Genomic DNA, 12,156 nt, shown 5'->3' on the forward strand with positions numbered 1-12,156 from the left:
GCCTCGTTTCTTGTCGGGGTTACTGTGGGGGGCGCCCGGAGATGGCGGCGCGAACCGCATCCCGGGCCTCTGCCGCGCCATCGGCGGCCAGTGCGATCTCGGCCAGGTTCTTCGCCTGGTCGAGGGTGAAGCGCTTGATGGACATGCGCACGTCGGCGATCGCCGCCGGCGACATCGAGAGGGTCGTCGCGCCGAGGCCGACGAGCACGACGGCGAGCAGCGGGTCGGCCGCGGCCTCTCCGCAGATGCCGACCGGCTTGCCGAGGTCGCTTCCCGCCTTGCCGACCTCGCCGATCAGGCGGAGGACGGCCGGGTGCCACGGGTCCTGGAACCCGGCGACGGAGCCGAGCAGGCGGTCGGCGGCGAGCGAGTACTGGGTGAGGTCGTTGGTGCCGATGGAGGCGAACGCCGCCTCGCGCAGGATGCGGTCCGCTGTCAGCGCTGCCGACGGGATCTCCACCATCACGCCGACGGTCTTCAGCCCGAACTCGGACGCCAGCTGCACGAAGTAGCGGGTCTCCTCGACCGTCGCGACCATCGGCGCCATCACCCAGAGGTCGGCGTCCGTCGCGGCGTCGGCTTCGGCGAGGGCCGTCAGCTGCTCGCGCAGCAGGTCCTCGTTGGCGCGGAGCGCGCGCAGGCCGCGCAGGCCGAGCGCCGGGTTGTCCTCGTGAGCGTCGTTCAGGAATTCGAGCGGCTTGTCCGCGCCCGCGTCCAGCACACGCGCGACCACCTTCTGGCCGGGGAACGCCGACAGCAGCCGGATGTACTCCGCCCGCTGCTGCTCGACGGTCGGGGCCATGCGCTGGTCGAGGAAGAGGAACTCGGTGCGGAACAGGCCGACGCCCTCGGCCCCCGCATCCACTGCCTTCTGTGCGCCGTCTGCCGAACCGAGGTTGGCGAGCAGCGGGATGGCGGTGCCGTCGGCGAGCGTGCCCGGTTCGGTTCCCCCGCTGAGGGCGGCCTCGCGGTCGGCGATGCGGCGCTCTGCATCGGCGCGGCGTTCGGCGTCCGGTGCGACCGTGACGGTTCCGGATGCGGCGTCCACAACGATCTCGGTGCCGTCGGCGATGGCGTCCGCCCCTGCGACGCCGACGATGGCGACGATGGCCTTCTCGCGCGCCAGGATCGCGGTGTGCGACGTCGGTCCGCCCTCGCGGGTGACCAGGCCGAGCACCTTGGTCAGGTCGAGCAGGGCGGTGTCGGCAGGCGCGAGGTCGTGCGCGACCAGGATGTACGGGGTGTCGGACTGCGGCACGCCGGGCGCCGGGCGGCCGGACAGTGCGGAGATGACGCGCTGGGCGACATCGTCCAGGTCGGTCGCGCGCTCGCCCATGTATCCGCCGAGGCCGATGAGCATGTCGCGGAAGACGGCGAAGCCCTCGAACACGGCGCGTTCCGCGGTCTTGCCGGACTCGATGCGGTCGGAGACGTCGGAGGCGAGAGTGGAGTCCTCCGCCATCATCGACTGGGCTTCGAGCACGTCGGCCGCGGTGCCGTCCACCTTCGCGGCGCGGGCGCGCAGGTCGTCTGCGACGGCGGCGACCGCGGAGGCGAAGCGTGCGCGCTCCTCGTCCGGGGTGCTGGTGCTCGGGGTGTCAGCGGGCTCGGGAAGCGGGTCGGACATCCGGAGCACGGGGCCGATGGCGATGCCCTGGCCGATGCCTGCCCCGGTGAGGACGTCAGTGGCGGTGGTGTCGGACATGATCAGGCGTCGTGATCCGTCGCGAGGATCTCGGCCAGGTCGTCGAGCACGGCCTCGCCGCCTGGTGCGTCCGTGGTAAGAACGATCTTGTCCCCGTGGTCGATGCCCAGGGAGATGACGCCCAGGATGCTTCCCGCGTCGACGGTCTTGCCGCCCTCCTTGGTCAGCTTGACCTGCGCGCCGGACTTGCCGACCGCCTCGACGAACAGCTTCGCCGGGCGCGCGTGCAGCCCGTGGGTCGATCCGACGGTGATGATCCGCTCAGCCATGATTCTGTGCTCCTTCGGTGTCGCTCGGGAACGTTTCCCGGCTTCCCATATTCATAGTCTCGCTGCTCACAGGGCCGCAGCCTTTGCGTCGAGAGCCAGGTCGAGGGCCGCGGATCCGTCGATGGCAGCGGGGGAGACGGCGGGCAGCACGGCGACGGCGGCGCCGGACGATGCCGCCAGTTCCTGCAGGGCGGGCAGCTGCGGCGAGAGGTGCGCACCGACGAGGACGACGTCGACGCCCGCGTACGACTCGAGCTGGCTGGCGCTCCCCGCGACGACGTTCGCCTCGACACCACGAGCGGCAGCTGCTGTGCGCAGCTTCAGGGCGACGAACGTGCTCGACGCGCCGGCGCCACAGACGACCAGGATCTTCATTGACCTGCCTTGCCTTTCGAGATGGTGCGGATGGAGCCTCTTCGATGCTTGTCCGCATCCACCGGTCGTGCCAGCAGCGTTTCTTCCTCCTGTGCGGAAAGATCGTCGGGGAGCGGCCACCGTGCGGTCAGGAGGTGGTTGACTCGGGGAGAAAGGTGGTCGCGGTGGCCCTCTCGGCGAAGCAGACGAGAATGCTGGACATTCTCGCGCGCCGTGCTGCCTGGGTGACGGCCGCCGACCTCGCGAGCGAACTCGGTGTGACCACCCGCAGCATCCGCAGCTACACCGCCGCGCTCAAGGAGCTGGTCGAGTCCGGTGCAAGCGGCTACCGGCTCGACCGGGAGGCGTACGACGCCTTCCTCGCCGACGCGGCAGCGGGAGCGGGTAGCGGCGACACAGCGGACTCCCCGCAGGAGCGGCTCGTCTTCCTCGTGCGCCGCCTGCTCGACGAGCCGGACGGCATCGACGTGTTCGAGACGGCGGAGAGCCTGTTCGTCAGCGACTCCACCATCGAGTCCGACCTGACCAGGATGCGCGGCCTCCTCGCGGACACCGAGCTCACGCTCACGCGCAGGGGCCCCGTCGTGCGGCTGGCCGGCCCGGAGATCGCCCGGCGCAAGCTGCTGAGCCGGCTGTTCCGCGACGAGATGCGCCAGGGGGTCGTCGACATCGCGCGCATCCAGGAGGCGTTCGCGTCCGAGGGGCTGGCGAGCTTCAAGTCCGACCTGGTCGAGATGCTGGATGCCCGGGGCTTCTTCGTCAACGAGTACGGCATCAACGACGTGCTGCTGCACATGGCGGTCGCGCTCGACCGCGTCGCCAAGAACCGGGTGCTCCCCGCCGCAGCCGATCCGGAGGTGAGCGAGACCATCCGCACCCTCGCCGACGACCTTGGCACGCTCGTCACCACGCACTTCGACGTGGTGCTCGACCCCACGGAGCTGCGGTACCTGGCGATCCTGCTGCGCACCAGGGTGATCGCGCCAGGGGCGGGATCCGACACGGTCGCCGAGTTCGTGAGCGACGACGACCTGGAGGTGGTGCGCGGGATCGTGGCACGCGCATCCACCGAGTACCTGGTGGACCTGCGGGACGAGAACTTCATCGTGCGCCTCACGCTGCACGTGCAGAACCTGGTGGCGCGCGCCCACGAGAAGACGTACTCGCGCAACCCGCTGACCCGCTCGATCAAGAGCTCGTACCCGATGATCTACGAGCTGGCCGTCTACATCGCGAGCCGGTTGCAGGCCGCGGAGGACATCGTGGTCAACGACGACGAGATCGCGTACATCGCGATGCACGTCGGCGCATACCTGGAGCAGCAGTCCCGCCGGAGGGATGCGGTCACCTGCGCGGTCATCTGCCCCAACTATTACGACATGCACATCCTGCTCAGGGAGCGGCTGGAGAGCGCGCTCGGCGACGAACTCGACGTGACGAGCGTGATCACCTCGACGGAGGCCGACTGGGATGCGATCGACGCCGACCTCGTGCTGAGCACGATCGAGCCGCGCGGCCGCAGAGAGAACACGGTGATCGTGCAGCCGTTCCTGACCGAGGCGGACATCGAGCACACACGCCAGGCCATCGCGCGCATCCGTCGTCAGCGTCGCCGGGCGCGGATCAAGAACGACCTGCTGGAGTACTTCGACGAGCGGCTCTTCCTGCGGAACTTCTACGCCCGCGACCCTGACTCGATGATCAGGGCGCTGGGCGACAGGATGATCGCGGCCGGCGCGATCGACCAGGACTACGTCGACCAGACCATCGAGCGCGAGCACATGTCGTCGACGGCGTTCACCGACTCGCTGGCGGTGCCGCACGCGATGACGATGAGCGCCAAGCGCACGGCCATCGCCATCGTGGTCAACGACGCCGCGATGGACTGGGGGGATGCGCGGGTCAACGTCATCGCATACATCGCGTTCGACGCGGGCGGCCGGGCATCCTTCCAGACGGTCTTCGACCAGTTCGTCGAGGTCTTCTCCGACCGCGAGACGGTGCTCTCCCTCATCCGCCGCACCGCGACGTTCCCCACCTTCATCGACGAGCTCGTCCGCATCATCGACTCGTGAGCGCCGCCCCGCCTCGCCCCTTCTTGTGAGCGGCTAACGGGATTCGTCTGACCGCGACGTGACGGTTTCCGGAGCCTTCCACGGCTCAGGACGACCACTCACGAGGAGAGCGAGTTGCCTCCGCCGCTGAGGAACGGCGAGTGCCCAGACGAGCGTGGAGACGCCGAGGGCCGCGACGGCCATGAGGCCGTAATTCACGGCGAGCACCAGCACGTCTATGCCGGTGGGAATGAGGGGGTTTCGCTCCATGCACGCTCCTAACGTGCCACGAGTATTTCGCGCTCAACTCAAATCTGTCAAGCAAAATTCCACATTTGCGCTGTCTTCACTCCTGCTCGTCTGAGAACTGGCAATCGCTGGCCGTAAGCGGTTCGGGCAAGGTCACCTCCTGCCGGTGGGGTTGGTAGCCCGCCCCGCAAAGAAACGAGTCCGGACCTGTTCACGCGACGCGCCGAGCGCGCCCGTGAACAAGTCCGGACTCGATGGTGTCGCTAGTTGGCGGTGACCGCGTAGGTCACCGAGACGCCGGGGGTGCCGACGGCGACGGTGTACTTGTCGTTGGTGAAGACGGCCTTCGAGTCGGTTGCGCCCGACTGGACGGTGTATCCGGCCTTCTCGAGGGCGGACTTCGCGTCGGCGAAGCCTGACGTGTTCTTCGGCTGGACGGTGACCGACCAGCCGTTGGCCTCGTCGCCGCGGGCGACGAGCAGGATCCCGTCGACGAGCGGGACGTCCTTCTTCGGGAAGCTCGCGGGGAGCGTGGCCGAAGCTGCGGCGGTCTCGGAAGCCGAGGGGCTGGATGACGTGTCGTTCGCGCTGCCGCTGGCGCAGCCTGCGAGGGAACCGATGGTGAGGGCCGCCGCGATGACGGCCGGAACGAGCATTTTCTTACGTGACTGCATGTTTGTTTCCTAGTGCTGTATGTGTGTCCGGAATTGCAAACATTCAGCTTACTCGCGAGGGCTGACAGCTGGTCTGCCCACAGCAGAAGGAAAGGGGATCAGCCGAGCAGGAGCGCGCTCAGCTGGTCGCTCGAGTGCACGACCGCGATGGCGCCGGCAGCCTCGGCGGGGGAGCCGTATCCCCACTCCACCAGGATGGTCGGCAGTCCGTTCTCGCCTGCGCCCTCCACGTCGAACGACCGGTCGCCTACCATCACGGTGTGCGCCAGGTCCACGCCCTGCGCGGTCAGGCGGCGCAGCGCCTCGGCGACGACGTCGGCCTTCGCGCTCAGCGTCTCGTCCTCCGATGCGCCGGTGATCACGTCGAAGTACTGTGCGAGGTCGAAGTGCTCCAGGATGCGCTTGGCCTGCAGCTCGGGCTTGCTCGTCGCGACGGCCAGCGGGATGCCCGCGGCCTGCAGCCGGGTGAGCAGCCCCCGGATGCCCGGGAAGACTGCAGAGTCGAACGCGCCGTTCTCGTGGTAGTCGGCACGGTAGACCGTGAGGGCGTCACGCGCCTCCTGCTCGGTCATCCCGGCGAACTCCTGGAGGGATTCGAGGAGGGGAGGGCCGACGTACTCGACGAGCTTGGCGGGGGATGGCACGGGCAGGCCGAGGGTCTCGAAGGTGGTGACGAGCGAGGAGGTGATGCCGGGTGCGGAGTCTGTGAGGGTGCCGTCGAGGTCGAACAGGACGCAGGTCCAGGTGCGGGTGACGGTGGTGGGGGTCGGGTTGGTCATAGCTGTCCTATGGTATGTGAGGTGTTTCAGAAACGTCTCAGTGCTCGCTGAGAGCTGACTCGATGTGGGAGCGGGCGACGACCATCGTCTGCTCGGTGCCCGGGTTGAACTGCACGGCCACGAACTCGGCCGACCGGATGAAGCCCAGCGCCTCGGTCGCCGGCACGATCACGGCCTGCACCTGCGTGCCCGCGCCCTCCTCCGTGGCGCCCACCGCATCCCGCAGCGCCTTCATCGACGTGAACAGCGGCAGCACGGGCTCGCCGTTCGTGGACGTGAGCGTGCGCAGGCGGGTGTCCTGCGGGGTGGAGCCGGTGACGTCGACGACCAGGCCGCCCTTCACCGCGGCGGCGAGCAGCGCATCCAGGTTCTCGAGGGTCGGCTCCGCTGCGATGGCGGCCAGCGCCGTACGGACGGCGACGTTCTCGTAGCTCTGCGGGAAGCGGGGCTGTTTCATCAGAACAGCCTGCTGTCGCTGTCGTCGAGGCCGCGCATGGCGTCGTAGTCGAGCACCAGGCATCGGATGCCGCGGTCCTCTGCGAGGGTGCGCGCCTGCGGTTTGATCTCCTGCGCGGCGAACACGCCCTGCACCGGGGCGAGGTGCGGATCGCGGTTCATCAGCTCCAGGTAGCGGGTGAGCTGCTCGACGCCGTCGATGTCTCCCCGGCGCTTCAGCTCGACGGCGACGGAGCCGCCCGCCGCATCCCTGGCCAGGATGTCGACGGGGCCGATCGCCGTCATGTACTCACGGCGCACGAGGGTGTGCCCGTCGCCGAGGAGGTGGATCTGCTCGGCCAGCAGCTTCTGCAGGTGGGCTTCGACGCCGTCCTTCTGCAGGCCGGGGTCGACGCCGAGGTCGTGCGCGGAGTCGTGCAGCACCTCGTGGATGGAGACGACGAGCATGTCCGCCGTCTTCGCCTGGGTGACCTTCCAGACCTCGGTGACACCGGCATCCCGTTGCGCGTCGTCCGGCTCGATGACGCTGAGGGTGCAGGGCGGGCTCATCCAGTTGAGCGGCTTGTACGAGCCGCCGTCGGAGTGGACGAGGAGGCTGCCGTCGGATTTGAGCATGAGGAGCCGGTTCGCGAGCGGCAGGTGAGCGCTCAAGCGACCGGCGTAATCGACGGAGCAATGGGCAATGACGAGACGCACCGGATCATCCTACGGCGCTGGCAGGATGGGCACATGACCCGCCAACTCCTCATCGGCACGTATACCGAAATCCTCCCGCACGTCTCCGGGAGCGCCCGCGGCATCCTGCAGGCGGACTTCGACGGGACCACGGTGCGGGATGCGCGGCTCGTCGGCGAGTGCACGAACCCGTCCTGGGTCACGGCGTCCACCGACGGCACGCGCGTGTACGCGGTGCGGGAGACGGAGCCGGATGGCGCGGTCGAGGCCTTCGCGCGCGGAGCGGACGGCGCGCTGACGCTGCTCTCGTCCGCGTCGTCGGGAGGTGCGACGCCCGCCCACCTCGCGCTGCACCCGTCCGGCCGTTACCTGGTGGCCGGGACGTACGGCGGCGGGTCGGTGTCGGTGTTCGCGCTCGCCGCCGACGGGTCGCTCGGCGCCCGCACCGCCTTCGTGCAGCACGAGGGCAACGGACCGAACGCCTCCCGCCAGGAGGGCCCGCACGTGCACCAGCTGAGCTTCGACCCGGTGACCGGCGATCTCGTGGTGGTCGACCTCGGGCTGGGCGACGTGCGCTGGTACGCGTTCGGCGACGACGGCACGCTGACCCTCCGCGCGGACGCGACGATCGTTCTCGGCTCGTCCGGGCCGCGGCACCTGGCGTTCGCACCGGATGCGCGGCACGCGTTCGTGGTGAACGAGCTCGACAGCACCGTCGCCGTGCTGCGTCGCGCCGGCGACCGGTTCGAGGTGGCCTCGAGCGCATCCACTCGGGCGGACGGCGCGTCCGGTGCCAACAGCCCGGCAGCCGTGCGCGTGGCGGAGGACGGCCGCACGGTGTTCGTCAGCAACCGCGGAGACGACACGATCGCCGTGCTGGCCTTCGACGAGCAGACGGCAACCCTCGCCCTCGTGGATGTGGTCTCCACCGCAGGCCGCGCCCCGCGCGACCTCGTGGTCGCCCCCGGCGGGTCGCGCATCCTGGTCGCCAACCAGGACAGCAGCGACGTCTCCGTCTTCGCCTACGACCCCGACTCCCGGGCCCTCACGCACCTCGCGACCACGCCCGTCCCCACCCCCGTCTCCCTCTACGTCCTCCCTGCATAGTCGAGCCGGGAGTTATGCACGCGACACGCCGAGTGCGGCCGTGCATAACTCCCGGCTCGATGGCTGCGGGGCGGAGGAAGAGGGTCAGGACGCGGGGTCTGCTGCGGCGGCGGGCGCCGCGGTCGTGGAGGGGCGCACGGCGCCCGCGGCGACGAACGCCGCCACGAGCAGCACCAGCACCAGGTAGAGCGCGTTGAGCAGGCCGAACTCCTTGCCGAGGAAGCCGATCACCGGCGGCCCGACCAGGAACGCGCAGTAGCCGATGATCGCCACGGCGGAGACGCGGGCGGCCGGGTTGGCTGCGCCGTCGGCCGCGGCGGACATCCCGAGCGGGAAGCCGAGCGAGACGCCGAAGCCCCACAGCACCGTGCCGATCACGACCAGCCAGAGCGGCCCGCCGAGGATGAAGATGAGCAGCCCCGCCGCACCGAGGCCCGCGGTGATGCGGATGGCGAGGACGCGGCCGATGCGGTCGACGATCGGTCCGCCGAGCACGCGGCCGAGCGTCATGGCCGCCACGAAGAACCCGAAGACGAGGGCGCCGGTCGAGTTGCTCTGGTCGTGTCCGTCGACCACGGCGAGCGAGATCCAGTCGTTGGCCGATCCTTCGCCGAAGGCCATGCCGAGCATCACGACGCCGATCAGGATGAGCCGCCAGTCCGCCCACACGGCGAGCCCGTCGCGCATCCGCTGACGGAACGGCACGGCGGGCTTCTCCGCCACTTCGTCGCCGAGATCGGCCTCGCGCGGCACGTAGCGCACGGCGATCACGATGGACACGGCGACCACCACGGCGATGACGGCGAGGTGCCAGGACACGTCGATGCCGAGCGCGGCGGCCGCGGCTCCCACGCCGGCGCCGATGACCGTGCCGAGGCTGAAGCAGGCGTGCATCAGCGGCATCAGCGTCTTGCCGATCTCGCGCTCGACGGCCGTGCCTTCGACGTTCATCATCACGTCGACCATCCCGTTGCCGAAGCCGAGCAGGATCAGCCCGATGGCCACAACGGGCACCGAGTGGGCGACGGATGCGCCGACGCCGACGAGCACGAGTCCCACCGAGACGATGAACAGGCCGGCCACCATGCCCTTGTGCGGGCCGAAGCGGATCAGGATGGGCGACGACGCGGCGAGGCCGACGATCGCGCCGATGGACATCCCGAGGATGAGCAGCCCGACCGCCGAGGGGTCCTTGCCGAGTTCGAGGCCGTCGCGCACTCCCGGGATGCGGGCGACCCAGCTGGCCAGCGACAGGCCGCTGAGGATGAAGATCACGAACACCGCATTGCGCCAGGCGAGCAGTTCGCGGCGGCTTCTGGTGCTGGTCGGGGTCGTCTGCGACATCGGCTTATCCTGCGGGTGAGAGGGGCGAAATGGTACTCGAATCGTTTCGATCGAAACGATTCGACTAAGCTACCACACGTGAACGACACGAGCACGACCCCCGAAGCAGGAGCGGCCGGCAGCGTCCGTCCGACGCTCGCCGCCGTCGCCAGGCTGGCCGGCGTCTCCAACTCGACGGCCTCCCTCGCCTTCAGCGGCACCGGCCCGGTGTCCGACGCCACCAGGGAGCGCGTCCTCTCCGCCGCCAAAGAACTCAACTACGCGGGTCCAGACCCGCGCGCCCGCTCCCTGCGGCGGGGCCGCTCCGGCATCGTCGGCGTGGTGATGGAGGAGCGCGTCGGCGACGCCTTCCGCGACCCGATCAAGATCGCGCTCCTCGACGGCATCTCCGACGAGATCGCCGTCATCGACGCCGGACTCCTCATCCTCACCGACGCCGGCGAGGCCGCGCAGCGCATCGAGGACGCCCCGATGGATGCCGTGGTCCTCATCGGTTGCAGCCCCCGCCTCGACGAGTCGGTCGCCATGCTCCGCCAGCGCGGCATCCCGCTGGTCGCGATCGAGGGCGACCCGGCCGACGACGTCCTCACCATCGCCCAGGACAACCGGGAGGCCACCCGCGTGGCCGCACAGCACCTCGCCGACCTCGGCCACACCGACGTCTCCGTCGTCACCCTCTCGCTCACCCGCGACCGCGCCCGCGGCCCGCTCACCGACGAGCGTCTCGCCGCCGGAAGCTCGAACACCACCCTGGAGCGCCTGTCCGGCGTCCGCGACGTGTTCCCGGATGCGGGCGGCTACGTCACCCGCGGCTCCTTCGTGGAGGAGGGCCGCATCGCCGGGCACGCACTGCTCGACGATCCGGACGACCGTCCGACCGCGATCATCGCCCAGAGCGACCTGCTCGCCGCCGGGGTGATCCGCGCGGCGGAGGAGGTCGGGCTGGCCGTGCCTGCCGACCTCAGCGTGGTCGGCTTCGACGGCGTCCGCGTCGACGGGCTCTGGCCGTACGACCTGACCACCCTCGTCCAGCCGGCCATCGACAAAGGCAGGGCGGCGGGGGTGGCGATCGTGGAGATGCTGGAGGGCGGCGTCGCGCACCCCGCCACGTTCACGAGCGTCTTCCACCTGGGCAACACCACGGCGGCTCCGCGCGCGCACTGATGGGCGCGCATCCCGAACCGGGCGCACCCATCGCGCGTCGAACCTCCTGCGCACCCGCCCTCCCCGCCTAGGCTGAGCCTCATGGATCTCGAAGCCCTGTACCGCGACCTGCACAGCCACCCTGAGCTCTCCTTCGCCGAGCACCGCACCTCCGGTGTCGTCGCCGACGCGCTCACCGACCTGGGGGTCGAGGTGGTCACCGGCATCGGCGTCACCGGCGTTGCCGGGGTGTTCCGCAACGGCGACGGCCCCACCGTGCTGCTGCGCGCCGACATGGATGCGCTGCCCGTGCTGGAGGACACCGGCCTCGAGTGGGCGTCCACCCAGACCGGCGTGGACCACACCGGCGCGACCGTCCCCGTCATGCACGCGTGCGGCCACGACATCCACATCACCTGCCTCCTCGGAGCGGTCGAGCGCCTGGTCGCCGACCGCGCGGACTGGTCGGGAACGCTCGTCGCCGTCTTCCAGCCGGCCGAGGAGCACGGCGGCGGCGCGCAGGTGATGGTCGAGGACGGCCTCTACGACAAGGTCCCGACGCCCGACATCGTGCTCGGTCAGCACGTCACCCCTCTTCCCGCCGGGATGCTCGGAGCCCACTCCGGCCCGGCGATGGCGGCGGTCGACACGATGCAGGTCGTCCTGCACGGCCGCGGCGGCCACGGCTCGCGCCCGGAGACCACCATCGACCCGGTCGTCATGGCCGCGGCGACCGTGATGCGTTTGCAGACGGTGGTGTCGCGCGAGGTCGCCGCCCAGGACACCTCGGTGGTCACGGTCGGCTCGCTGCACGCCGGCACGGCGAACAACATCATCGCCGCCGAGGCCGCCCTCGGCATCAGCATCCGCAGCTTCAGCGAGGAGGTGCGCGGCCGCGTGCTCTCGTCGGTGGAGCGCATCATCAGGGCGGAGGCCACCGCATCCGGTGCCGACGTGCCGCCCGACATCGAGTACGGGGAGCGCTACCCGGTCACCGTGAACGACCCGGAGGCCACCGCCCGCACCAACGGCGCGTTCGCGGCGGAGTTCGGCGAGGACCGCATCTTCGACCCCGGCGCGATCTCCGGCAGCGAGGACGTCGGCAACCTCGCGACCGCGGTCGGCGTCCCGCTGGTGTACTGGATGCTCGGCGGCGGCGACCCCCAGAAGGTCGCGGCGGCGATGGCGGCGGGCACGGCGGAGACGGACATCCCGTCCAACCACTCCCCGCACTTCGCGCCGCTCGCCCAGCCGACCATCGACACCGGCGTGCGCGCCCTGGTCGTGGCCGCGCGGGAGTGGTTGGCGTAGCAGCGGACGGAGCGG

General features: G+C 70.1%; 13 protein-coding genes. 4 read left to right on the forward strand and 9 right to left on the reverse strand.

Going from position 1 to position 12,156, the window contains the following annotated elements:
- Nucleotides 1-19 precede the first annotated feature (19 nt).
- The 3 genes from ptsP to HF024_RS00825 all read right to left on the reverse strand — a co-directional run bounded on the left by ptsP (nucleotide 20) and on the right by HF024_RS00825 (nucleotide 2,349).
- Nucleotides 20-1,705, reverse strand: coding sequence for a phosphoenolpyruvate--protein phosphotransferase (gene ptsP, locus HF024_RS00815; protein ID WP_168688331.1), 1,686 nt, complete (start codon nucleotides 1,703-1,705; stop codon nucleotides 20-22).
- A gap of 2 nt (nucleotides 1,706-1,707) precedes the next feature.
- A complete protein-coding gene (locus HF024_RS00820) occupies nucleotides 1,708-1,974 on the reverse strand; it encodes an HPr family phosphocarrier protein (RefSeq protein WP_085367583.1) in 267 nt (88 codons plus the stop codon).
- A 66-nt stretch (nucleotides 1,975-2,040) separates the two neighbouring features.
- The gene (locus tag HF024_RS00825; RefSeq protein WP_168688332.1) at nucleotides 2,041-2,349 is read right to left on the reverse strand and encodes a PTS IIB subunit; all 309 of its coding nucleotides are present in this window, start codon (nucleotides 2,347-2,349) and stop codon (nucleotides 2,041-2,043) included.
- A gap of 164 nt (nucleotides 2,350-2,513) precedes the next feature.
- Between HF024_RS00825 and HF024_RS00830 the strand changes: the two genes are divergently transcribed.
- Complete coding sequence (locus HF024_RS00830; RefSeq protein ID WP_168688333.1) at nucleotides 2,514-4,424, forward strand: PRD domain-containing protein; 1,911 nt, start codon at nucleotides 2,514-2,516, stop codon at nucleotides 4,422-4,424.
- Between the two features lie 33 nt (nucleotides 4,425-4,457).
- Here the strand turns inward: HF024_RS00830 and HF024_RS00835 are convergent, their stop codons facing one another.
- The 5 genes from HF024_RS00835 to nucS form a co-directional block, all read right to left on the reverse strand.
- Nucleotides 4,458-4,673, reverse strand: a complete 216-nt coding sequence (locus HF024_RS00835) for a hypothetical protein (RefSeq protein WP_168688334.1) — start codon at nucleotides 4,671-4,673, stop codon at nucleotides 4,458-4,460.
- Between the two features lie 242 nt (nucleotides 4,674-4,915).
- Nucleotides 4,916-5,326, reverse strand: coding sequence for a hypothetical protein (locus tag HF024_RS00840; RefSeq protein ID WP_168688335.1), 411 nt, complete (start codon nucleotides 5,324-5,326; stop codon nucleotides 4,916-4,918).
- 98 nt (nucleotides 5,327-5,424) lie between these two features.
- Nucleotides 5,425-6,105 (reverse strand): HAD hydrolase-like protein, encoded by a 681-nt coding sequence (locus HF024_RS00845; RefSeq protein ID WP_085367586.1) that lies wholly within the window; start codon nucleotides 6,103-6,105, stop codon nucleotides 5,425-5,427.
- A gap of 37 nt (nucleotides 6,106-6,142) precedes the next feature.
- On the reverse strand, nucleotides 6,143-6,562 hold the full coding sequence (locus HF024_RS00850; RefSeq protein ID WP_085367587.1) for an SseB family protein: 420 nt from the start codon (nucleotides 6,560-6,562) through the stop codon (nucleotides 6,143-6,145).
- Nucleotides 6,562-7,257 carry an endonuclease NucS gene (nucS, locus tag HF024_RS00855; protein ID WP_168688336.1) on the reverse strand — a complete coding sequence of 232 codons (696 nt, stop codon included), beginning with the start codon at nucleotides 7,255-7,257 and terminating at the stop codon, nucleotides 6,562-6,564. Before nucS ends, HF024_RS00850 begins: the two co-directional genes overlap by 1 nt.
- 33 nt (nucleotides 7,258-7,290) lie before the next feature.
- Here nucS and HF024_RS00860 point away from each other — a divergent pair, with 33 nt between their 5' ends.
- Entirely contained in the window at nucleotides 7,291-8,343 is a 1,053-nt protein-coding gene (locus HF024_RS00860; protein ID WP_168688337.1) for a lactonase family protein, read from the forward strand.
- A gap of 84 nt (nucleotides 8,344-8,427) precedes the next feature.
- Here the strand turns inward: HF024_RS00860 and HF024_RS00865 are convergent, their stop codons facing one another.
- A complete protein-coding gene (locus HF024_RS00865; RefSeq protein ID WP_168688338.1) occupies nucleotides 8,428-9,687 on the reverse strand; it encodes an MFS transporter in 1,260 nt (419 codons plus the stop codon).
- A gap of 78 nt (nucleotides 9,688-9,765) precedes the next feature.
- Between HF024_RS00865 and HF024_RS00870 the strand changes: the two genes are divergently transcribed.
- Both HF024_RS00870 and HF024_RS00875 read left to right on the forward strand, forming a co-directional pair.
- Nucleotides 9,766-10,851, forward strand: a complete 1,086-nt coding sequence (locus HF024_RS00870; RefSeq protein WP_168688339.1) for a LacI family DNA-binding transcriptional regulator — start codon at nucleotides 9,766-9,768, stop codon at nucleotides 10,849-10,851.
- Between the two features lie 81 nt (nucleotides 10,852-10,932).
- Nucleotides 10,933-12,141 carry an amidohydrolase gene (locus HF024_RS00875; RefSeq protein WP_085367592.1) on the forward strand — a complete coding sequence of 403 codons (1,209 nt, stop codon included), beginning with the start codon at nucleotides 10,933-10,935 and terminating at the stop codon, nucleotides 12,139-12,141.
- Nucleotides 12,142-12,156 lie beyond the last annotated feature (15 nt).

Origin of the sequence: Leifsonia sp. PS1209 (assembly GCF_012317045.1) — a bacterium.
Lineage (GTDB): Bacteria > Actinomycetota > Actinomycetes > Actinomycetales > Microbacteriaceae > Leifsonia.